Here is a 21,003-nt window from a genome sequence, read left to right as displayed (position 1 = left end):
CTGCAAATCCGTTTCCCCAATTGCGTAAAGCGCAGCCACGAATGCGTTTCGTCCACGCTTGAGCGCTGACCGAGGTTAGGCCTGAATCATTCCCACTCGATCGTGCCGGGCGGTTTCGATGTCACGTCGTAGACCACCCGGTTTACGCCTTTGACTTCATTGATGATGCGGGTCGCGGCGCGGCCCAGAAAGTTCATGTCAAAGGGATAGAAGTCGGCCGTCATGCCGTCGGTCGACGTCACGGCGCGCAGTGCGAGCACGTGATCGTAGGTTCGGCTGTCGCCCATGACGCCCACGGTCTTCACCGGCAGCAACACGGCGAAAGCCTGCCAGATCACGTCGTAAAGGCCGGCCTTGCGGATCTCGTCCAGGTAGATGGCGTCGGCCTGCCTCAGCGTGTCCAGCTTCTCGCGGGTGATGTCTCCGGGGATGCGGATGGCGAGGCCCGGCCCCGGGAATGGGTGGCGGCCAACGAACGCGTCCGGCAGGCCAAGCTCGCGGCCCAGCACACGCACCTCATCCTTGAACAATTCGCGCAGCGGCTCCACCAGCTTCATCTTCATGCGCTCAGGCAGGCCGCCCACATTGTGGTGCGACTTGATCGTGACCGATGGACCGCCGTGGAACGACACGCTCTCGATCACATCGGGATAGAGCGTACCCTGAGCCAGGAAATCGGCGCCGCCGATTTTTGCGGCCTCGGCATCGAAGACATCGATGAACAGGCGACCAATCGTCTTGCGCTTCTGCTCGGGATCGGAAATGCCCGCAAGTTCGCCCAGGAAAATGCGTGATGCATCAACGTGAACCAGGGGAATGTTGTAGTGGTCCTTGAAGAGGGTCACCACCTGCTCGGCCTCGCCTTGCCGCAGCAGGCCGTGGTCGACGAAGACGCAGGTCAGCTGGTCGCCGATGGCTTCGTGGATAAGCACGGCCGCCACCGCCGAATCCACGCCGCCGGACAGCCCGCAGATCACACGGCCGGCGCCGACCTGCTCTCGAATGCGCGCGATCGCCTCGTCGCGGAAGGCAGCCATGGTCCAGTCGCCTTTGGCACCCACGATCTCGCGGACGAAGTTACGCAGAAGCCGCGCACCATCCGGCGTATGCGCCACTTCCGGATGAAACTGGACGGCGTAATAACGGCGCGCCTCATCGACGATGGCGGCGAAGGGCGCCCCCTCCGACACTGCGATGGCCTTGAAGCCGACAGGCAGCGAGGTGACCCGATCGCCATGGCTCATCCACACCGGATATTTGTGGCCGCGCTGCCAGATGCCGTCGAACAGCGGGCTGTCCTCGACGATCTCGATATCGGCACGGCCGAACTCGCCGCCGTGGCCGCTTTCCACGCCGCCGCCGAGCTGGGCTACCAGGGTCTGTTGCCCGTAACAGATGCCGAGCACGGGAACGCCGGACTCAAAAATGGCATCCGGAGCACGGGGGGTGTCGAGTTCGGTCACCGAAGCCGGACCGCCGGATAGGATGACACCTTTTGGCCGGAAGGACGCGAAGGTTTCGGCGGCCTTCTGCGAGGGCACGATCTCGCAATACACACCCTGTTCGCGGATGCGACGCGCGATGAGCTGCGTCACCTGCGAGCCGAAGTCGATGATGAGGATGCGGTCGTGTTGAGGAGCGTCGGTCATGGCGCGTGGATAAGTCAATGCTGGCCGCGCGGCAATCTCGATTCCCCGATGCCGCACAGGTCCGCAGCCATATCCGGTAGGGAGACGGGGTCCGCGCCGTTTATCCCGGCGGTCTCAGCCGTCTCCCAACGCCCGCGCGACGAGGTCGGCCGCGGTGTTGATGCGGAAGGGCTTGCGCAGAAACCCGGAATAATCCGCAAAACGCTGCCGTACAGCCGGCTCCGGCATGGCGCTCATCATGATGATGGGAATACCGGCATGGCCATCGCCGCGAAGGGCGTGTGCCATTGCCGGGCCGTCCATGACCGGCATCATGAAGTCCACGATCACGAGATCTGGATTGTGTTCCCGGACACGATCGAGGCCCTCCCTGCCGTTGGCCGCAGTGAACACTCGGTAGCCTTCGTCCTCGAGTGCCGCCGCAAGCACGTCGGCAACCCCGAATTCGTCATCGACGACAAGGATTGTCCGCACGATCTCGCCTAACTCCCAATCGAGCACCACGGTCAGGCGGTGCGTCGTTGTCATCTCGGGCCCGGGAGCCCTGCTCTCACCCGCCGGCAGGCTCGCGCGCAATGCCCGTCATCAGGCCTTCCGTGCTGAACCTGTTTTCCATGACGCTCAGCCCGTCTCCCGAAATTCGGAATTCACGCAAAGCCGAGTCGAAGTCGCTGTCGCGCATTTTGATGACCGACACGAGGCGATGGATCGACGAGTGAATTTCAACGAACCGAAAGAACAGAAGGTTCTCCACCAAACTCGAAATATTATCGATCGGCAGTTCGACAGGCGCCGCAATGACCTGGCGGCTCTCGGTGGTGTAGAGCGTGTTCACCCCACGTGCCCGCAATTCGTTGGAAAGCGCTGCGAAATAACGAGAAATTCGATCTGGTGAGGCGGTCGATGCCATAAAGCCCCCAAGGCCATCGATCACGACGCGCGAGGCGCCGAGGCGGTCGATCGCGGCCAGAAGGCGCTCGCCCAGTTCGTCGAAATTGTGCTCGGTCGCGGGCTGCCAGATGATCTCCGCCTTGCCCCGCTCTATCTTCGTTCGGAGATTGAGGCCCAACCGGTCCGCCTTGTAGAGGAGCCGCTCCGGCGATTCGAAGAAGCCGAAGAACAGGGATGGCGCCTCGGCATCCTCCGCAGCCCAATGAAGACCGAGCGTGGTCTTGCCGATACCCGGAGCGCCGAAGACGACCGTCGTGGAGGCTGCGGGCACGCCGCCGCCCATCAGCTTGTCCAGGCTCTCGCTGCCCGAGCTGACGCGCGCGCCGGTGAAGGCTTCGGCGCGAGATGGCCGGGAATAAAAGGATTCGAGGCGCGGATAGACCTTCAGGCCATCGGCCGCGATCTCGTAGGAATGGCGTCCCTGCAGATAATCGGACGCGCGAAGTTTCATGACTTCGATCTCACGCTCGCTGCGAACACCGACATCGCGGCGGCTGAGCATGAGAATGCCGTCGACCATCGTGCGTTCTGGCCGCGCGGGCCGGTTCACCCCATTGGTCAGCAGCAGGATGGTGCAGCCCGCCGAAATGGCGTGGCTCTGCAATTCGTGCACGAACTTCTTGAACTCGCGTTCGCTGGCGGAGGAAGCCTCGGCCGCGAGAAAACCGTCGATGACCAGCATGGTGGCGCGACGGGCCACGATCTCGCGGCGCAGCAGATCGAGCAGACCAGTCAAGCCGCGATCTTCCAGTGCGCTCAGCGCGCTGAGATAGGCCATCCGATCGGGCAGCGCCTCCTCGTCGAAGAACGAGAGTGTGCGCAATTGCTGCATCAGCCGGGAATGGCTCTCCGACAGCAAGGTGGCATAGACGGCCCGACCATTCTCCTTCAGATGACTGAAGCAGATCTGGTTGGCCAGGATCGTCTTTCCGGATCCCGGATCGCCCTGGATGATATAGATGCCGCCTTCGAAGAAGCCGCCCTTCAAGACCTTGTCGAGGCCCGGTACGCCGGTCGCAACCCGCGCCAGTACGGCCTCATTATCCTGTGACGCCATGATCGTTTCGCATGATCCCTGCGGCAGCCGCTTGCCGCCGCAGATCACCTAACGCAGCCATGGCGGGCTGTGCAACCCGTCAAAAGACCATCAACCGAAGTGGAACTTGCCCATTTCACGATGCTCGGCCTTGATGCGGCGCACCGTGCCCGTTGCCGACCGATAGACGACCGTTTCCGTCTCGATGTAATTGGCGCCGAAATGAACGCCGGAAACCAGCGGTCCATCGGTCACACCCGTGGCCGCCACGATCACGTCACCCGATGCGAGATCTTGGACGAGGTATTTCCGCTTCGGATCGGTGACGCCCATGCTGGCTGCACGCGCGATCTTCTCTTCGGTGTCGAGCACCAGACGGGTCTGCATATGGCCGCCGACGCACCGCAGGGCAGAGGCCGCGAGCACGCCCTCAGGCGCCGCGCCGATGCCCATGTAGATGTCGATCCCGGTCTTTTCCGGCTGCGTCGTGTAGATGATGCCCGCAATATCGCCATCGGTGATGAGGCGCACGCTCGCGCCGGTGGCGCGGATGGCTTCCAGCATCTTGGCGTGACGCGGACGATCAAGCATCAGTACGCCAATCTCGGAAGGCTTCACTCCCTTCGCGCGCGCCACCGAATTGATGTTGTCGGCTGGAGATGCGTCGAGGTCGATCACGTCGGCCGAGTAGCCGGGCCCGACGGCGATCTTCTCCATGTAGGCGTCTGGCGCGTGGAGAAGCGTGCCGCCTTCGGCCATGGCCATGACGCAGATCGAGCCCGCCATGTCCTGAGCGCAGAGCGTGGTGCCTTCGAGCGGATCGACAGCGATGTCGACCTGGGGGCCTGTGCCGTTGCCGACCTTCTCGCCGATGAAGAGCATGGGCGCCTCGTCGCGCTCGCCCTCGCCGATCACGATCGTGCCGTCGATGTCGAGGCGGTTGAGCTCGCGCCGCATGGCATCCACGGCGGCCTGATCGGCGGCCTTCTCCTGACCCCGGCCGCGAAGGCGGGCGGAGGCGACGGCGGCACGCTCGGTCACGCGCACGAGCTCAAGCGTCAGAATGCGCTCGATGATGCGACCGGATTCGACGGTGATCTTTTCCATGTTCTCTCCCATAGGGACGAGCGCCCTATTCCTTCTCGATCCGGATAACCTGCGGCACACCCTGGATATGCCCGTCTGCGAGGACGGCGTCGAGGGCCTGTGCGACGGCCTCTTCGTTCGTGGCATGCGTGATGAGGACGAGCGGCACCGATGCGTGCTCGATATCGCTGGAAGCGGCGACACGCGGACGACGCTGAAGGATGCTTTCCAGCGAAATCCCCTGCTCCGCCATGCGCGTTGCGATAGCTGCCGCCGTTCCCGGACGGTCGACTACCGAAAGGCGAATGTAATATCCGCCGGTGTGCGTGCTGATGGGTGCCTGCACCGGCTCGTCGAGGCCGGCAAGCGGCAGACCGAACGCCGGAAACGTGGCGCCGCGAGCGATATCGACGATGTCGGAGATGACGGCAGAGGCGGTTGCGTCACCGCCGGCGCCGGGACCGACAAGCGTCAGTTCGCCAATGGCCGAGCCGCAGATGGACACCGCATTGGTGACGCCAATGACCTGAGCCAGAGCACTGGTCTTCGGCACCATGGTGGGGTGGACGCGCTGTTCAATGCCGCCGTCGGTGCGGGTCGCGACGCCCAGCAGCTTGATGCGATAGCCGAGTTCGTCGGCCATTGTGAGGTCGAGCGGCTCGATGGTGGCGATGCCCTCGACATAGACCGCGTCGGAATCGATGCGCGTGCCGAAAGCGAGGCTCGTCAGGATGGCGAGCTTGTGGGCGGTGTCGAAGCCACCGACATCGAATGTCGGGTCGGCCTCGGCATAGCCAAGGCGCTGGGCGTCGGCGAGGCATTCCGCGAAGGACAGGCCCTCGGCTTCCATCCGCGACAGGATGTAATTGCAGGTGCCATTGAGGATGCCGGAGATGCGCGAGAGACGGCTGGCCGGCAGTGCCTCACGCAGCGTCTTGATGACCGGAATGCCACCGGCGACGGCCGCCTCGAAGGCAAGCGTCGCATTGCCAGTCTCGGCCGTGCGGGCGAGATCGAGCCCGCGTGCCGCGAGCAGCGCCTTGTTGGCCGTGACGACCGGAATGCCCCGCCGGAGCGCGATCTCAACGGATTCTGCGGAGGCACCTTCGGCACCGCCTACCAGTTCCACGAAAAGGTCTATCCCGGCATCGGCTGCAAGCGCCTGCGGCGTGTCGTGCCATCGCATGCCCGACACATCGATGCCTCGATCCCGGGTGCGGTCTCTCGCGGAGACGGCCACGACATCGAGCGGACGGCCAACGATCGCTGTCAGCGCCTCCCGACGTTCGGCGAGCAGACGAATGACAGACGAGCCGACGGTGCCGAGCCCGGCCACGCCAATCCTCAAAGGCGACTTCATGAACGATCCCGGACGGATGCCGCGCCAGATTCAGCGTGCGGCGACGAGTGGGACCACGTTGTGCATGGTTTGGTCGGCGGTTTCAAGGAAACGGCGGATATTGCGCGCCGCCTGACGAATGCGATGTTCGTTCTCCACCAAGGCGATACGCACGTAATCATCGCCATGCTCGCCAAAACCGGCCCCCGGCGAAACCGCGACATCGGCCTTCTCGACAAGGAGCTTGGCGAACTCGACGCTGCCGAGCCCGCGAAACTTCTCAGGAATTTGCGCCCACGCGAACATCGAGGCACTCGGCGCGGGAATCGGCCACCCGGCCTTCGTGAAGGTATCGACCAGCACATCGCGGCGCTTGCGGTAGATCTCCCGCATCTCGGCCACGCAATCCTGCGGACCGTTCAGCGCGGCCGAGGCGGCTACCTGGATAGGCGTGAACGCACCGTAATCGAGATAGGATTTCACCCGCGCCAGAGCGGCAATGAGCCGCTCATTGCCCACCGCGAAGCCGACGCGCCAGCCGGGCATGGAATAGGTCTTGGACATGGAGGTGAACTCCACCGCCACATCGAACGCGCCGGGCACCTGCAAAATCGAGGGCGGCGGATCGTCGAAATAGATTTCGGAATAGGCGATGTCCGACAGCACCCAAATCTCGTGCTTCTTCGCGAAGGCGATCACCTCCTTGTAGAAATCGAGGCTGGCGACCTCCGCCGTCGGGTTGGACGGGTAGCAAAGGACGACGGCGAGCGGCTTCGGAATCGAATGCTGAACCGCGCGCTCCAGCGCGACGAAATAGGTCTCGTCCGGGGTCGACGGCACGTTGCGGATGACGCCGCCCGCCATCAGGAAACCGAAGGCGTGAATCGGATAACTCGGGTTCGGCACCAGCACGACGTCGCCCGGCGCGGTGATGGCCTGCGCCATGTTCGCGAAGCCTTCCTTGGACCCGAGCGTGGCGACGACCTGGGTATCCGGGTTGAGCTTCACGCCAAAACGACGCTCGTAATAGGCCGCCTGGGCGCGGCGCAGACCCGGCACGCCTTTCGAGGTGGAATAGCGATTGGTGCGCGGCCGGCGTGCATTCTCGACCAGCTTGTCGGTGATGTGCTCCGGTGTCGGCAGGTCGGGATTGCCCATGCCCAGATCGATGATATCGGCGCCGTTCTGACGGGCCTGTGCCTTCACGCGATTCACCTGCTCGAACACATAGGGCGGCAAACGGCGGATCGAATGAAAGTCCTGCGTCATCGTCTTCTTCCTGGAGCAAAGCCGGCTCGGCTCTGCGTATTCTAACATTTATCTGACGGAAAGAGGCCGTTTCGCGTCAACGCGCCGAAGAAGACGGTGCGGAACGTGCGTGACGCGCGATTTCAGCTTGTCGCGCCTCGCGCTCGGTGGGCTCGAGAGCGGGCGTGGCCGGATTGGCCACGGGCGCATTGATGTTGGGATAAGCGCCGCGCTTGCTGTCCGGCGGCGCCAGTCCAAAGCGCTCGCTCGGCGTCGAGCACGCAGACAACACCAGGGAGAAACCGAGAAAAAAGCCCAATCGGACCGGCAGGCCGGATTTCATGGAAACATGCCCCATGTGCCCAGCGCCGTGGTTTCCGGAAAGCCGAACATGACGTTGAAGTTCTGCACCGCCTGTCCCGACGCACCCTTGAGGAGATTGTCCAGCGTCGAGATCACCACCGCACGGCCCGAGACGCGATCGGCCACCACGCCGATCTGGCAATTGTTCGACCCGCGGACATGGCGCGATTGCGGCACCTGCCCGAACGGCAGGACATGGACGAAGGCCTCGCCGGAATAGGAATCGGCCAGCGCGCGATGCAGGTCTTCCGCGGTCGCGCCGCCCTCCATCCGCACATAGATCGTGGCGTAGATGCCCCGGATCATGGGAGCGAGATGCGGCGTGAAGCTGGCCTGCACCTCACGGCCAGCCGCCTTGGAGAATTCCTGATCGAGCTCGGCCGTATGACGATGCTTGCCGACGCCATAGGCATGCAGGCCCTCGGACACTTCGGAGAACAACATGGCCTCGTTGGCGCCCCTGCCCGCGCCCGACATGCCCGTCTTCGAATCGATGACGATGCTGCCGACATCCAGCAAACCGGCTTTCAGCAGCGGTACGAGCGGAAGAATGGCTGTCGTGGAATGGCAGCCGGGATTGGCCACGAGCCGCGTCTTGGCCACCGCGTCACGATAATGCTCGGTGACGCCGTAGACCGCCTCGGCCTGCTGATCGAGCGCCTCGTGATTGTGGCCGTACCATTCCTTGTAGGCCGCGGGATCTGTGAGGCGGAAATCCGCCGAGAGGTCGATGATCCTGACGTTCGGAAGAGCCATCATAAGATCGGCGATGACGTGCTGTGTCGTGCCATGGGGCAGCGCGCAGAACACGGCGTCGAGGCTGCCACGATCCACGTCATGGATCGTCGTGAGCGTCGGGAGTTCGCGACCGCAGAATTGCGGAAAGACGGCCGCCATAGTCTGGCCAGCCTTGCGGTCGGCCGTAAGTGCCGCGATCTCGACATTGGGGTGCTGCAGCAGCAGCCTCACCAGCTCGGCACCCGTATAACCCGAGGCGCCGAACACCCCGACCTTAAGCTTCTGATCCGTCTGCGCCATCTAAGCCTCCCGCTCGGCCGATGCATCCAACTCGACAACGTACATTCGCCCAAGCCGTCGGCCAATGCGGCGCCGAAGAATGACGCGCAAAATCATTTCCATGCCTGGCTGCCTACGTCTGAGTAATCCCGCTCAGGGTGCGATGTTCTTTCCCTTGGCTTTCCGCGCCGCGAGCAGGCCAAGGTAATAATGGGCCAGCGTCGCTCCCGCGAGTGCCGTGACCTGGGCATGATCGTAGGGCGGCGACACCTCCACCACGTCAAAACCCTTGAGATCGAGTGCCGACAGGCGACGCAGGATGCTCAGCGCCTCCCGCGTCGAAAGGCCACCGCACACAGGCGTGCCCGTGCCGGGCGCGAAGGCCGGGTCCAGCGCATCGATATCGAAAGTGACGTAGGTGGGCGCATCGCCCACATGAGCGAGGATGCGCGCCGCCATCGCCGGAGCACCAAGCTCACCGACCTCGAAACCGCTGACCGAAGCGATGCCCTTGTCAGCGGGCGCATGGGTGCGGATGCCAACCTGAACCGAACGCTCCGGGAGAATGAGGCCATCGTTCACGGCGCGAGAGATCATGGTCCCGTGGTCGATGCGCCGATCGTCATCCTCGCCCCAGGTGTCCTGATGGGCATCGAACTGCACGAGTGCAACGGGTCGACCGATGCGCTTCACCAGCGCCTTCAGCACGGGATACGTGAGGAAATGATCGCCTCCCAGGGTGACGAGATGCGCGCCCGTGTCCAGTCTTTCCGACGCCTGCGTCTCGATGGCGGCCGGCATTTCCATCGGCAGGCCGTAATCGAAGACCGCATCGCCGCTGTCGCAGACCGACAAATGCTCGAAGATGTCGGTGCCGAACGGGTAGACCGGATCGCCATCGAGGATGGTCGAGGCATCGCGTAGCGCACGAGGCCCGAAGCGCGTTCCGGGCCGGTTGGACACTGTCGTGTCCAAGGGCACACCCCAGACGGCGACATCGAAACCCGACGGGTCGCGCGCATAGGCGCGGCGTAGAAACGAGACCACGCCGGAATAGTTCGGCTCCATGCTCTGGCCGTGACGGAAGGATGGATCCAGTGCGCGGTCCACAGGGCGGGGATGAAGCGGGTCTGACGCCATGGGGTTCCTCGTCTGAAAGCCGGATGATCTGAACCGCCGTGCTGCGGTTTCAAGGCCTGAGACGGTTCCCAGGCACGCGGCACGGAGGAAAGCGTAAGGCCGAGTATCGGCACCCTGCCCCTACATTTATGCCATCGCTACTGGCACTTATGGCTCAACGTCGAGCTTACAACGCCGTTGCTACGCAAGGATGACCCGCTACCTCCGGCGAAGCCAGCAGTCCGCGTCATCATCGGGACAAAAAAAGGCGGGCCGCAACGGCCCGCCTTCGAAGATGAAAACTGATCCGGAGCGATCAGCGCTTCGAGAACTGGAAGCTGCGGCGAGCCTTGGCGCGACCGTACTTCTTACGCTCCACAACACGCGAATCGCGGGTCAGGAAACCCGCCTTCTTCAGCACGCCACGAAGCTCCGGCTCGAAATAGGTCAGAGCCTTCGAAAGGCCGTGACGCACCGCGCCGGCCTGGCCCGAGAGGCCACCGCCCGCCACCGTGACGCGGATATCGTACTGCCCATCGCGATTGGCGATGCCGAGCGGCTGCTGCAGGATCATGCGCAGAACGGGACGCGCGAAATAGGTTTCGAGAGCGCGGTTGTTGACCACGATCTGGCCGGAACCGGGCTTGATCCAAACGCGGGCGACCGCGTCCTTGCGCTTGCCGGTGGCATAGGCACGGCCCTGCGCGTCGAGCTTCTGCTCATGGCGCGGAGCATCGGAGGCGACGGCTCCGCCAAGAGCGCCGCCAAGATCTTCGAGAGACTGGATGTTATCGGCCATCGGCTCAGTTCCGGACGTTCTTGCTGTTCAGCGCCGAGACGTCGAGCGTCTCAGGCTGCTGGGCGGTGTGAGGATGCTCGGAACCGCGATAGACGCGCAGGTTGCTGAGCTGCTGGCGGCCGAGAGGTCCGCGCGGAAGCATGCGCTCCACGGCCTTCTCGATCACACGGTTCGGGAAACGGCCTTCGAGGATCGTGCGCGCCTTGCGCTCCTTGATGCCGCCCGGGTAGCCGGTGTGCCAGAAATAGGATTTGTCCTGACGCTTGTTGCCGGTGAAAACCACCTTCTCGGCGTTGATGACGATGATGTTGTCACCGCAATCGACGTGAGGGGTGAAGATCGGCAGATGCTTGCCGCGCAGCCGCAGGGCAATGATCGAGGCAAGGCGACCGACGACGAGACCCTCGGCGTCGATCAGCACCCACTTCTTCTCGATCTCGGCGGGCTTGGCCGAAAAAGTAGACATGGTGTTGGTCCCTTGGAAAAGCACAGCGGCCGCAAAGGCGGCCGGTTGAAGAGAGCTTCTACAAGGGACTTACAGCCAAGGCAATCAGTTTGTCGCCAATATTATATAGGTAAATCAACGACTTAAAAAAATGGTATTATAAAACCCCCGTCAGTCTGCGTCCAGAACGCCCCATTCCTCTCGCCAAAGACCTTCCGGATCGATGATCCGGACCACATTGCCGTGGTGCCCAGCGATCTCAATCGCCGACGCCAACGCCTGATGCACGCCAAGCGCGCCGTCCTGATCCGCATCCGCGGCAGTGTGGCTACCCGCGACGTCCGGAGCGATGACTTCACCCAGCACAACATCGGCATCCTGATGGATCCGGACATTGACATCGCCCGGAGCGGGGGTGTCACGCAGAATGAAGCGGGTCGACATCAACAGAACTCCTCGACTTGATCAGTCTGAAAACGTCCCGGCCGGGCCAGCGTTCCATACTCCGGGAGGGTTGGCGACAGGATCGTACGCGGTCTCCTTCTTTTCAAAGAAAAGTAACCACGCCGGCATCGCACCTATTGGACTTTCGTATGAGCCGCATCAGATTGTCTATATGGGTTGTGACAACCTTAGATTGCATAGCGCGGGTGAGGCTGCGGGGCGATCTTCAGGGAGCTCTCGGATAGCGGAATATTGTGGGTTGGCGATGCGGCTTAACAGGTTCTGGAGTGAGCGGCGGATTCGAAACGTTTGTCTCCTTCGTGGAGATACAAGAGGTGCATCCGCTGTCGAGTTCGCCCTGATCGCTCCGGTCTTCCTTATGATCATGATCGGCACCTTCAGCTATGGCATGTATTTCGGCGCTATCCATAGCGTCCAGCAATTAGCGGCTGAAGCTGCCCGCGCCACGCTTCCCGGATTATCGCTGGCCGAACGACGGGGGCTTGCGGAGCGTCAGTTGAACGCAAGCCTCGCCCATTATTCGCTGCTGAAAGGCGATGACGTCACCCTGGAAATCGCGACCCACCCGCATAACGCGGACCTGCTGCTGGTGAGCGTGAATTACGACGCGTCGAAAATGATCATCTGGCGGTTCGCAGGATTGCTTCCCCTGCCCCCGCAAAAGATCAACCGTGCGGCCGTCATCCGTCGCGGCGGCTATTGATGCCGGACGTGCGCCGGCGTTCCTTTTTCCGGGATCAATCGGGAATGGTCGCAGTCATGTCGGCGGCGCTCCTGCCATGCGTGATCGGGGGGCTCGCATTTGCGGTCGATATCGCGAGCCTGCATGTCGAGCGTCGGAAGATGCAGGCTATGGCCGATCTTGCCGCATTGGCCGCGGCGACCGATCTGGCCCACGCACAGGAAGCCGCTCTTTCCCTGCTGCGGGCCAACGGCGCCCCTGCCGATGTGAAGTTGCAGGTGGAAAAAGGGCTTTTCCGCCCCGACCCGACAATCGCCCCTAAAGCCAGATACACTTCTCCGGCTGCCGGCGAGAACGCGGTAAAAATAGCATTGGAAACCACCGGCCAGATTTATTTCTCGCGGCTCTTCTATCCAAAGGGCGGCCCTTCGATCCGTGTCTCGGCGATTGCCGCCAAGGAGGATGTCTCCCAATTCTCGGTGGGCTCGCGCCTGCTGTCGCTCAAGGAAGGCGTGGCAAACGCAATCCTCAGCAAGATGTTCGGCAGCAAGGTCAATCTCACGCTGATGGACTACAATGCCCTGGCCGCTGCCGACATCGACCTGCTGAAACTGCTCGGCACGATGGCGACCGACGCCAGCATCACGGCCGGGAGCTACAATTCATTTCTCTCCTCCAACCTCCGGGTCGGGGCCATGCTGGATGCCGCGGCCCATGTGGCAGCTGCCAGCGGCCGAACGGCGGCGGATCTCGCTCTTCGCAAGCTGCGTGCCAGCGGCACGATCGCAAGCCTGAGGGTCGATGGCCGCAAATTGCTCGATCTTGGCAAGCTGGGGCCCCTCGCCCTGGGCGAAACGCCCGCGGGGTTGAAGGCTTTTGTGTCCGCTTATGATCTCGTGCGCGCCGCGGCATCGGCGGGCGGCAATCATCAACTCTCGCTGGACCTCGGCGTCGAGGTTCCCCTTCTGGGTGGTCTGACGGCCGATGTCATGCTCGGAGAGCCGCCGCAGAGCACGTCCTGGGTCACGGTCGGCGCGCGGGGGGCCAAGGTCTACACCGCCCAGACGCGCGTTAAGCTGAACGCCATTCTCGGCAACGTCCCGCTTGTAGCACCTGTGGTCACCCTGCCCGTGCTGATCGACGTGGCGGCCGCTGAAGCGGACCTGGCATCAATTTCCTGTGGCAGTGACCCAGGCAAGGATGTGCGCGTAACCTTGAACGTGCAGCCTTCGCTCGCGAGGGCGTGGATCGGAGAAGTCGCAGATCCAGCGCAATGGAATTCGTTCGCTCCGGTCACCCCAAAGCCCGCCACGGTTCTGAACGTCATCGAAATTGTGAAAGTAACCGCGTCTTCCAGTGCGCAGATCAAACAGAACGTCCCAATCCCCGTGCCTTTCACAGCGGCTGAGATCAACTCGGGAACGATCAAGAACACGTCCAGCAACCGGCTTCTGACCTCGCTCGTGTCGGACTTGTTCGCCGATCCAAAAGTCGAAGGTGAGTTGTTGGGTTTGAGATTGTTCGTTGGCCTCAACAATCTGGTGCGCTCTGTGAAGAATCTCATCCTGCCGGTCGGTAAAATCCTCGATCCCATTGTGGATTCGCTTCTGATCACCCTGGGAGTTTCCGTGGGACAAGCAGACGTGCGGGTCCACGCCGTCCGATGCGGCACGCCGGCGCTGGTGATGTGAGCGGTGTCAGGCCGCTTTTCGATCACACGGTCGGGCCTATATCAGGATTCCTGAACAGGAGTTTCCGTGATGAGCATTGATGGCCTGGATGACAACACCGTCCGTGACATTCTCGAGAACGTTCGAACGATTGCCGTGATCGGCTTCAGCCAGAACGAGGATCGGCCATCGAACTACGTCGCCCGTTATCTGCAGCAACAAGGCTACCGGGTGTTCCCCATCAATCCGGGCTTGGCCGGGCAGACCATGATCGGCGAAAAGGTCTACGCCAATCTCAGTGATGTCCCCGAATTCGTTGATATGGTCGATGTTTTCCGCGCGTCCGAACACGTCGGAGACATCGTCGATGAGGCCATCGGACGCGCGCAGATGCCGAAAGTGATCTGGACGCAGATCGGCGTCGTCAACGAGGAGGCTGCGGAACGTGCGCGCGCCGCCGGCCTCCAAGTCGTCATGGATCGCTGCCCCAAGGTGGAGATTCCTCGGCTAAGCCCGGTCACGCCATCCGTTTGAGGCACGCCCTGCCCGACCATTCGTTTCGGTCGGGCACAGGCTGTCAGCAAGGCCGATTGGCAACCCGCACGACATCGCCGTTCGGATATTCGTAGAAGCAACGATGGCGCGAGGTGAAGTAGTAACCCCGGCGCTCAACGCGATAGCGGCGACGGTCGTTCTCATTGGCGATGATGGCGCCCGTCGCGCCGCCAAGCATGGCTCCCGCGACGGCGCCGCCGGCCTTGCCTGTAAGAGCACCACCGAGGATGGCGCCGGCGCCGGCACCCAACAGGCCGCCCGCGACCGCATCCTGGGCCTGCGCCTGAACCGAAGTGCCGGCCATCAGCAAAGCGCCGGCGAATGCAATTTCACGAATCATGTCGTTCTCCCAAAGGTCGGGTGGAACGTCGGTCCGAGGCAGCCCGATATTTGAACCTGCCGGACGGACGAACTCCGCCGAAACTTGCGGAGTTCAGTAGAGTCGGATCATCCTTAATACTGCCTGAACGCGTCGCTCAATCGTTGTTCACGGCCAGGTCTCAGGAGACGCAATGCAGGCTTTATTCATCGGCCACACCTACATCGACATCACGTTCATCACGTCTCACATCCCGACGGGTGACGAGAAGACGCTGGCGGATGATTACGCCGTGAGCTTTGGTGGCAATGCCGTGACTGCCGCCTTCTGCTGCGCCAAGCTCGGCGTTGCCCCGGATCTCCTAACCACGATGGGCGACGACTGGCTATCGCGCATGTTTCACGACATGGCCGCGAAATATCTGATCCCGCTTCATGCCCGAAAGGTGCGCGGCGCATCGCTCTCCTTCATCATGCCGAACGGCGGCAAACGCGCCATCGTGCGCTGCCGCGACGACGACCATCTGCACCCCTTCCCCAATCTCCACCTGCGCACCTGCCGCGCGCTGCACCTCGACGGCCACCAACCGGACGCGGCCCTGCATTACGCCAAGATCTGCCGTGAAGCCGGCATTCTGACGTCGCTCGATGGCGGCGCGGTGCGTGAGAACACGGACGAACTGCTCGGCTTCGTCGATATTGCCGCCGTGTCGGAACGGATGTGCGAGCAGATGAACCTCGCGCCCGGCGAAATGCTCGAATATCTGAAGTCCCGCGGCTGCCGGGTCGGGGCGGTTACTCTCGGGGAACGCGGCGTCGTCTGGTACGACGAGAAGGGCGAGGTTTCCGAGCTTCCCGCATTGGCGGTGCCGACGGAACGGGTGATCGACACCAATGGCGCCGGCGACATCTTCCACGGCTCCTACATCTATTCCTATCTGTCACGCCCCTACGCGTCGTGGAGCGAACATTTCCGCTTCGCCCGCGCCGCCTCCGCCCATTCGGTCCAGCATCTCGGCATCGAGGCGAGCCTGCCATCTGTCGCAGATGTGGAATATGTCGCGCGCGTGATGCCGGAGGCCAAGCGCTAGCCAGCCGTTCCGGAACAGGCGGGATGGGGAGGCGTTTTCCTGTTTTCCGGGAGGATCGCCTTCATGAGACTGGATAACAGGATCGCCCTCGTCACGGGCGGGGATTCCGGCATCGGACAGGCCATCGCCGAGGAATTCGCCAAGGCCGGCGCTGACGTCGTCATTACCTTTCATACGGATGACCAGGGAGCTCAGGAAACCCTGCGGCGGGTCGAGGCGGCCGGCAGACGCGGCCTGGTCCTGCAGCTCGACGTCCAGGATGCCTCCGAAGTGGACGCGGCGTTCGCCCGCGTCGTGGATGAATTCGGCGCGCCGGACGTGCTGGTGAACAATGCCGGCAAGGGCATGGGCGAGAAGACACCCGTGGCCGATCTCCGCGATGACCAGCTCGATATGGTTCTCAACACCAATTTGAAGGGCCCGCTTTATTGTGCCCGCGCCTTCATCAACATCCGCAAGGCACATGGCGGCAAGGGCCGCATCGTCAACATTTCCTCGGTGGCGCAGCACTTGCCTACGGCGGAATCGGCGCCTTACGGCATGTCGAAGGCGGGCCTCGGCTCGTTTACGCGCAGCCTGGCGGTCGAATTGGCGGAATTGCGCATCAACGTGAACAATGTCGCGCCCGGAATGATCGAGACGCCGATGACGCAGGAGCGCATTGACGACCCGGAAAAGCGCGAAGCCTCCTTCAAGGAAATCCCGTGGCATCGCGCCGGCCAGCCGATCGAGATCGCGCGACTGGCGCTCTTTCTCGCGTCGGATTTCGGGGATTACGTCACCGGCCAGACCTGGACCATCGATGGTGGCCTGACGATGAATTGGGGTGGCGCTTAGGTTTCCCGCACCGAAACAAAAAAGCCGCGACGATGGTCGCGGCTTTTTCCGTTCTTGAGCCGATCAGGATCAGAGCAGCCCGTTCTTCTGTGCTTCCATCACCGCGAGCGCGGTGACGTTGACAAGACCGCGCGCAGTGGTCGTCGACGTGACGATCTGGGCCGGCTTGTCCGCACCCAAAAGGATGGGTCCGATCGGGAGGGAATTGTCCATTGCCGCTACCATCTGCGAGGCGATCTTGGCGGCGTCGAGGTCCGGCGTGACGAGCAGGTTGGCATCGCCCTTGAGGCGTGAGCCGGGCAGCACGCGGTCACGCACCTCCTGCGAGAGAGCGACGTCGGCGTTCATCTCGCCATCGACTTCGAGATCGGGCTCGGCGGCGCGGATGATCTCCAGGGCGTCGCGCATCTTGCGGGCGCTGCCGGATTCACGCGAACCGAAGTTCGAGTGGCTGAGCAGCGCCACTTTGGGCGTCATTCCGAAGCGGCGCACCACATCGGCGGCCAGCCGTGCCTTCTCGGCGATCTGCTCGGCCGTGGGCTCCAGACCGACATAGGTATCGGCCATGAAGAGCGGTCCACGCGTGGTGATGAGAAGCGAGACCGCAGCATAATCGGACACGCCGGGGCGCTTGCCGATGACTTCGTCGATCGTTTGCAGATGAGCCGGATAGCGCCCTTCAAGGCCGCAGATCATGGCATCGGCTTCGCCACGCAGGACCGACAAAGCCGCGATCACCGTGGAATTGGTGCGTACGATGGTGCGCGCGAGATCCGGCGTTACGCCGCGACGGCCCGCACGCTCCAGATAGAGCGCCACGTAATCGCGATAACGCGGATCGTCTTCCGGATTGACCACCGTGAAATCCTGCCCAGCCACGATGGACAGGCCAAAGCGCTTCAGGCGGGTTTCAATCACGGAGGGGCGCCCGATCAGAACCGGACGGGCAATACCCTCCTCGATCACGACCTGTGCGGCGCGCAGCGTGCGCTCGTCCTCGCCCTCGGCGTAGATCACCGTGCGCGGCTCTTCCTTGGCGGCCGCGAAGATCGGCTTCATGACGAAGCCGGAGCGATAGACGAAGCGCTGCAGGCGGTCGTCATAGGCGTCGAAATCGGTGATGGGCCGACGCGCGACGCCGCTCTCCATCGCGGCACGAGCCACAGCGGGCGCGATGCGCAGGATGAGGCGCGGGTCGAACGGGTTCGGGATCAAGGATTCCGGACCGAAGGCGATGGTCTCACCGCCATAGGCGCGCGCCACGACATCGGACGACGCTTCACGCGCCAATGCCGCGATGGCCTTCACCGCCGCCTGCTTCATCTCCTCGTTGATCGTCGATGCACCGACATCGAGCGCGCCACGGAAGATGAAGGGGAAACACAGGACGTTGTTCACCTGGTTCGGGAAGTCGGAGCGACCCGTGCAGATCATCGCATCCGGGCGCACCTCGCGTGCGAGGTCCGGCATGATCTCCGGAACCGGATTGGCCAGCGCCAGGATGAGCGGCTTCGGAGCCATGGCCTTCGCCATTTCCGGCTTCAGCACATTGCCGGCCGACACGCCGAGGAAGATATCCGCACCATCAATGACCTCGGCAAGCGTGCGCTTGTCGGTCTTCTGGGCATAGACACCCGTCCAGGGGTTCATGAGGGTTTCGCGACCCTCATAGATCACGCCTTCGATGTCGGTCGCCCAGATGTTTTCCCGGCGCGCGCCCATGCTGACGAGGAGATTGAGGCAGGCCGTGGCGGCCGCTCCGGCACCCGAGGTCACGATCTTGACCTGCTCGAGCTTTTTGCCGGCAAGTTCGAGCGCATTGACGATCGCCGCCGCGACGATGATGGCCGTACCGTGCTGATCGTCGTGGAAGACCGGAATGTTCATCCGAGCCTTCAGCTTCTCCTCGATCTCGAAGCATTCCGGCGCCTTGATGTCTTCAAGGTTGATGCCGCCGAACGTGGGCTCAAGTGCCGCCACGACCTCCACCATACGGGCGGGATCGGTCTCGGCGACCTCGATGTCAAACACATCGATGCCCGCGAACTTCTTGAAGAGAACCGCCTTGCCTTCCATCACCGGCTTGGACGCCAGCGGGCCGATATTGCCGAGGCCGAGCACGGCGGTGCCGTTCGAGATCACGCCAACCAGATTCTGGCGGATGGTCAGCTCGAAGGCGAGGTTCGGATCTTCGTGGATCGCTTCACAGGCCGCGGCCACGCCCGGCGAATAGGCCAAAGCAAGGTCCCGCTGCGTGCTGAGCGGCTTGGTGGCCTGGATCTCCAGCTTTCCAGGAGTGGGAGAGCGGTGGAATGCAAGCGCGGCGCGCCGCAATTCGTCGGAGATGTTGGAAGCCATCGGTTCTCTTCTCGAATATCGGGGGCAGGAATGAAGCCGGTTCGAACGCCGGGATCAAGCGCGCCGTGGCACTCTAGCCCGGTTTCTTGTCGAGCGGATTGAGGCGAAGGTTCAATTCGCGCAATTGCTTCGGACCTGCGGGTGCAGGCGCGCCCATCAGGATATCCTCGGCGCGCTGGTTCATCGGGAACAAGGCCACCTCACGCACGCTCTGCGCACCGCACAGAAGCATGACGATGCGATCCACCCCGGCCGCCATGCCGCCATGCGGCGGGGCACCGTACTGGAAGGCCCGATACATGCCGCCGAAGCGCTCCACCACCGTTTCCTCGCCATAGCCGGCGATCTCGAACGCCTTGATCATGGTTTCAGGGCGATGGTTGCGAATGCCGCCCGAAGCGATCTCGAACCCGTTGCAGACCATGTCGTACTGGAAAGCCGGGATCGTGAGCGGGTCCTTGGTCTGCAGCGCTTCGAGACCGCCCTGCGGCATCGAGAAGGGATTGTGGGAGAAATCGACCTTCTTCTCGTCCTCATTCCATTCGTAGAATGGGAAATCGACGATCCAGCACAGTTCGAAACGGTCCTTGTCGCACAGGCCGAGTTCGTCGCCGACGCGGATACGCGCAGCGCCCGCGAGCTTGGCTGCCTTTTCGGCGGGGCCCGCCGAGAAGAACACGGCATCGCCTGCGCCGAGGCCGGCCTTCGCGGCGATCGCGGCCTGAACGTCGGCCGGAATGAACTTGGCGATCGGGCCCCTGCCCGTCAGCGTGCCGCTTTCGTCGTCGAAGACGATGTAGCCGAGGCCGGGAGCGCCTTCGCCGCGCGCCCAATCGTTCAGCTTGTCGAAGAAGGATCGCGGCTGGGTGGCCGCACCCGGCGCCGGGATAGCACGCACCACGCCACCGCCCGAGATGACGTTGCGGAAAGCGTTGAACGTCACCCCTTCACGCATGAACTCGTCACTGACATCGACAATGACCAGCGGATTGCGGAGATCCGGCTTGTCCGAGCCGTATTTCAGCATGGCGTCGGCGTAACGGATGCGCGGAAAAGACGGCGTGACCGGCTTGCCGGCCGCGAACTCCTCGAACACACCGCGCACCACCGGCTCCATGGTGGTGAACACGTCTTCCTGCTCGACGAAGCTCATCTCCACGTCGAGCTGATAGAACTCGCCCGGCAGGCGGTCTGCGCGCGGATCCTCATCGCGGAAGCACGGGGCGATCTGGAAATAGCGGTCGAAGCCCGCGATCATCAGCAATTGCTTGTACTGCTGGGGCGCCTGCGGCAGCGCGTAGAAATTGCCGGGGTGGATACGGGACGGCACCAGGAAATCGCGCGCGCCTTCGGGCGAGGATGCCGTGAGGATGGGCGTCGCAAATTCCGCGAAGCCGGATTCCGTCATGCGACGGCGCATGGACGCGACGATCTGCGTGCGCAGCATGATGTTGCGGTGAAGGGTCTCACGGCGCAGATCGATGAAACGATAGCGCAGCCGGATGTCTTCCGGATAATCCGGTTCGCCGAAGACCGGCAGCGGCAATTCCGCGGCCGCGCTCAAGATCTCCGCGCCGGTGATGAACAACTCGATCTGGCCGGTCGGCAGGTCCGCGTTCTGCGTTCCCTCGGGGCGACGACGCACCTTGCCCTCGAACCGCACGACCCATTCGGAGCGCAGCTTTTCGACCTCGGCAAAGGCGGCGCTGTCCGGGTCGGCCACGCATTGCGTGATGCCGTAATGATCGCGCAGGTCGACGAACAGCACGCCGCCATGGTCGCGGATGCGATGGACCCAGCCGGCGATGCGGACATCTTCTCCGATATGCTCTTCACGAAGCTGGCCGCAGGTGTGGGAGCGATAGCGATGCATTTACAAGATCCTGGGAAAGCGTGCCTTGCTGGGCGATTGTCGAGGCCGGAACACGCACGGTGCGCATCCTCTTGTCAACCGCGCGCATATGGGTCGTCCTGA

The 21,003-nt window shown here is 62.9% G+C and carries 20 protein-coding genes; 5 read left to right on the top strand and 15 right to left on the bottom strand.

Annotation, left to right across the window (positions count from 1 at the left end; translation table 11 throughout):
* Window positions 1-86 precede the first annotated feature (86 nt).
* The 12 genes from guaA to ACQ6S1_RS01640 all read right to left on the bottom strand — a co-directional run bounded on the left by guaA (window position 87) and on the right by ACQ6S1_RS01640 (window position 11,496).
* The gene (guaA, locus tag ACQ6S1_RS01695) at window positions 87-1,649 is read right to left on the bottom strand and encodes a glutamine-hydrolyzing GMP synthase (RefSeq protein WP_445039434.1); all 1,563 of its coding nucleotides are present in this window, start codon (window positions 1,647-1,649) and stop codon (window positions 87-89) included.
* Between the two features lie 114 nt (window positions 1,650-1,763).
* Window positions 1,764-2,177, bottom strand: coding sequence for a response regulator (locus tag ACQ6S1_RS01690; RefSeq protein WP_445039433.1), 414 nt, complete (start codon window positions 2,175-2,177; stop codon window positions 1,764-1,766).
* A 22-nt stretch (window positions 2,178-2,199) separates the two neighbouring features.
* Entirely contained in the window at window positions 2,200-3,657 is a 1,458-nt protein-coding gene (locus tag ACQ6S1_RS01685; RefSeq protein ID WP_445039432.1) for an RAD55 family ATPase, read from the bottom strand.
* A gap of 90 nt (window positions 3,658-3,747) precedes the next feature.
* Window positions 3,748-4,743, bottom strand: a complete 996-nt coding sequence (gene glpX, locus ACQ6S1_RS01680) for a class II fructose-bisphosphatase (protein ID WP_445039431.1) — start codon at window positions 4,741-4,743, stop codon at window positions 3,748-3,750.
* Between the two features lie 25 nt (window positions 4,744-4,768).
* Window positions 4,769-6,082 (bottom strand): homoserine dehydrogenase, encoded by a 1,314-nt coding sequence (locus ACQ6S1_RS01675; protein WP_445039430.1) that lies wholly within the window; start codon window positions 6,080-6,082, stop codon window positions 4,769-4,771.
* A 30-nt stretch (window positions 6,083-6,112) separates the two neighbouring features.
* Window positions 6,113-7,330: an LL-diaminopimelate aminotransferase gene (locus tag ACQ6S1_RS01670; RefSeq protein ID WP_445039429.1), complete on the bottom strand. Its 1,218-nt coding sequence runs from the start codon at window positions 7,328-7,330 to the stop codon at window positions 6,113-6,115.
* 76 nt (window positions 7,331-7,406) lie between these two features.
* On the bottom strand, window positions 7,407-7,652 hold the full coding sequence (locus ACQ6S1_RS01665; protein ID WP_445039428.1) for a hypothetical protein: 246 nt from the start codon (window positions 7,650-7,652) through the stop codon (window positions 7,407-7,409).
* On the bottom strand, window positions 7,649-8,710 hold the full coding sequence (argC, locus tag ACQ6S1_RS01660; RefSeq protein ID WP_445039427.1) for an N-acetyl-gamma-glutamyl-phosphate reductase: 1,062 nt from the start codon (window positions 8,708-8,710) through the stop codon (window positions 7,649-7,651). Before argC ends, ACQ6S1_RS01665 begins: the two co-directional genes overlap by 4 nt.
* 132 nt (window positions 8,711-8,842) lie before the next feature.
* Window positions 8,843-9,829 (bottom strand): agmatinase, encoded by a 987-nt coding sequence (gene speB, locus ACQ6S1_RS01655; protein ID WP_445039426.1) that lies wholly within the window; start codon window positions 9,827-9,829, stop codon window positions 8,843-8,845.
* Between the two features lie 295 nt (window positions 9,830-10,124).
* A complete protein-coding gene (rpsI, locus tag ACQ6S1_RS01650; protein WP_445039425.1) occupies window positions 10,125-10,607 on the bottom strand; it encodes a 30S ribosomal protein S9 in 483 nt (160 codons plus the stop codon).
* 4 nt (window positions 10,608-10,611) lie between these two features.
* The gene (gene rplM / locus ACQ6S1_RS01645; protein WP_445039424.1) at window positions 10,612-11,073 is read right to left on the bottom strand and encodes a 50S ribosomal protein L13; all 462 of its coding nucleotides are present in this window, start codon (window positions 11,071-11,073) and stop codon (window positions 10,612-10,614) included.
* 150 nt (window positions 11,074-11,223) lie between these two features.
* Window positions 11,224-11,496 (bottom strand): hypothetical protein, encoded by a 273-nt coding sequence (locus ACQ6S1_RS01640; RefSeq protein WP_445039423.1) that lies wholly within the window; start codon window positions 11,494-11,496, stop codon window positions 11,224-11,226.
* Here ACQ6S1_RS01640 and ACQ6S1_RS01635 point away from each other — a divergent pair.
* The 3 genes from ACQ6S1_RS01635 (at window position 11,480) to ACQ6S1_RS01625 (ending at window position 14,403) form a co-directional block, all read left to right on the top strand.
* Window positions 11,480-12,220 carry a TadE family protein gene (locus ACQ6S1_RS01635; protein ID WP_445039422.1) on the top strand — a complete coding sequence of 247 codons (741 nt, stop codon included), beginning with the start codon at window positions 11,480-11,482 and terminating at the stop codon, window positions 12,218-12,220. The two genes, ACQ6S1_RS01640 and ACQ6S1_RS01635, sit on opposite strands and share 17 nt — an antisense overlap.
* On the top strand, window positions 12,220-13,890 hold the full coding sequence (locus ACQ6S1_RS01630; RefSeq protein ID WP_445039421.1) for a pilus assembly protein TadG-related protein: 1,671 nt from the start codon (window positions 12,220-12,222) through the stop codon (window positions 13,888-13,890). The genes ACQ6S1_RS01635 and ACQ6S1_RS01630 overlap by 1 nt, the downstream gene beginning before the upstream one ends.
* A gap of 69 nt (window positions 13,891-13,959) precedes the next feature.
* Window positions 13,960-14,403, top strand: a complete 444-nt coding sequence (locus tag ACQ6S1_RS01625; RefSeq protein ID WP_445039420.1) for a CoA-binding protein — start codon at window positions 13,960-13,962, stop codon at window positions 14,401-14,403.
* Between the two features lie 43 nt (window positions 14,404-14,446).
* Here the strand turns inward: ACQ6S1_RS01625 and ACQ6S1_RS01620 are convergent, their stop codons facing one another.
* Window positions 14,447-14,764, bottom strand: coding sequence for a YMGG-like glycine zipper-containing protein (locus ACQ6S1_RS01620; RefSeq protein ID WP_445039419.1), 318 nt, complete (start codon window positions 14,762-14,764; stop codon window positions 14,447-14,449).
* A gap of 172 nt (window positions 14,765-14,936) precedes the next feature.
* Here ACQ6S1_RS01620 and ACQ6S1_RS01615 point away from each other — a divergent pair, with 172 nt between their 5' ends.
* Window positions 14,937-15,833 carry a sugar kinase gene (locus tag ACQ6S1_RS01615; protein ID WP_445039418.1) on the top strand — a complete coding sequence of 299 codons (897 nt, stop codon included), beginning with the start codon at window positions 14,937-14,939 and terminating at the stop codon, window positions 15,831-15,833.
* Between the two features lie 63 nt (window positions 15,834-15,896).
* The gene (locus ACQ6S1_RS01610) at window positions 15,897-16,670 is read left to right on the top strand and encodes an SDR family NAD(P)-dependent oxidoreductase (RefSeq protein ID WP_445039417.1); all 774 of its coding nucleotides are present in this window, start codon (window positions 15,897-15,899) and stop codon (window positions 16,668-16,670) included.
* Window positions 16,671-16,739: 69 nt separating this feature from the next.
* On the opposite strand, the gene ACQ6S1_RS01605 is transcribed toward ACQ6S1_RS01610, so the two are convergent.
* Entirely contained in the window at window positions 16,740-19,028 is a 2,289-nt protein-coding gene (locus ACQ6S1_RS01605; protein WP_445039416.1) for an NADP-dependent malic enzyme, read from the bottom strand.
* A 73-nt stretch (window positions 19,029-19,101) separates the two neighbouring features.
* Window positions 19,102-20,901, bottom strand: a complete 1,800-nt coding sequence (gene aspS / locus ACQ6S1_RS01600) for an aspartate--tRNA ligase (RefSeq protein ID WP_445039415.1) — start codon at window positions 20,899-20,901, stop codon at window positions 19,102-19,104.
* Between the last annotated feature and the right edge of the window lie 102 nt (window positions 20,902-21,003).

This window comes from Terrihabitans aquatilis (assembly GCF_052542005.1).
This window is presented reverse-complemented; position numbering and strand designations above follow the sequence as displayed.

Excerpts from the sequence above, each read along its gene's own strand:
- glpX (WP_445039431.1), bottom strand. The coding sequence starts at position 4,743 with ATGGAAAAGATCACCGTCGAATCCGGTCGCATCATCGAGCGCATTCTG.
- guaA (WP_445039434.1), bottom strand. The coding sequence starts at position 1,649 with ATGACCGACGCTCCTCAACACGACCGCATCCTCATCATCGACTTCGGC.
- aspS (WP_445039415.1), bottom strand. The coding sequence starts at position 20,901 with ATGCATCGCTATCGCTCCCACACCTGCGGCCAGCTTCGTGAAGAGCAT.
- ACQ6S1_RS01630 (WP_445039421.1), top strand. The coding sequence starts at position 12,220 with ATGCCGGACGTGCGCCGGCGTTCCTTTTTCCGGGATCAATCGGGAATG.
- argC (WP_445039427.1), bottom strand. The coding sequence starts at position 8,710 with ATGGCGCAGACGGATCAGAAGCTTAAGGTCGGGGTGTTCGGCGCCTCG.
- rplM (WP_445039424.1), bottom strand. The coding sequence starts at position 11,073 with ATGTCTACTTTTTCGGCCAAGCCCGCCGAGATCGAGAAGAAGTGGGTG.
- ACQ6S1_RS01675 (WP_445039430.1), bottom strand. The coding sequence starts at position 6,082 with ATGAAGTCGCCTTTGAGGATTGGCGTGGCCGGGCTCGGCACCGTCGGC.
- ACQ6S1_RS01620 (WP_445039419.1), bottom strand. The coding sequence starts at position 14,764 with ATGATTCGTGAAATTGCATTCGCCGGCGCTTTGCTGATGGCCGGCACT.
- ACQ6S1_RS01685 (WP_445039432.1), bottom strand. The coding sequence starts at position 3,657 with ATGGCGTCACAGGATAATGAGGCCGTACTGGCGCGGGTTGCGACCGGC.
- speB (WP_445039426.1), bottom strand. The coding sequence starts at position 9,829 with ATGGCGTCAGACCCGCTTCATCCCCGCCCTGTGGACCGCGCACTGGAT.
- ACQ6S1_RS01670 (WP_445039429.1), bottom strand. The coding sequence starts at position 7,330 with ATGACGCAGGACTTTCATTCGATCCGCCGTTTGCCGCCCTATGTGTTC.
- ACQ6S1_RS01690 (WP_445039433.1), bottom strand. The coding sequence starts at position 2,177 with ATGACAACGACGCACCGCCTGACCGTGGTGCTCGATTGGGAGTTAGGC.
- ACQ6S1_RS01635 (WP_445039422.1), top strand. The coding sequence starts at position 11,480 with ATGAAGCGGGTCGACATCAACAGAACTCCTCGACTTGATCAGTCTGAA.
- ACQ6S1_RS01640 (WP_445039423.1), bottom strand. The coding sequence starts at position 11,496 with ATGTCGACCCGCTTCATTCTGCGTGACACCCCCGCTCCGGGCGATGTC.
- ACQ6S1_RS01615 (WP_445039418.1), top strand. The coding sequence starts at position 14,937 with ATGCAGGCTTTATTCATCGGCCACACCTACATCGACATCACGTTCATC.
- ACQ6S1_RS01625 (WP_445039420.1), top strand. The coding sequence starts at position 13,960 with ATGAGCATTGATGGCCTGGATGACAACACCGTCCGTGACATTCTCGAG.
- ACQ6S1_RS01665 (WP_445039428.1), bottom strand. The coding sequence starts at position 7,652 with ATGAAATCCGGCCTGCCGGTCCGATTGGGCTTTTTTCTCGGTTTCTCC.
- rpsI (WP_445039425.1), bottom strand. The coding sequence starts at position 10,607 with ATGGCCGATAACATCCAGTCTCTCGAAGATCTTGGCGGCGCTCTTGGC.
- ACQ6S1_RS01605 (WP_445039416.1), bottom strand. The coding sequence starts at position 19,028 with ATGGCTTCCAACATCTCCGACGAATTGCGGCGCGCCGCGCTTGCATTC.
- ACQ6S1_RS01610 (WP_445039417.1), top strand. The coding sequence starts at position 15,897 with ATGAGACTGGATAACAGGATCGCCCTCGTCACGGGCGGGGATTCCGGC.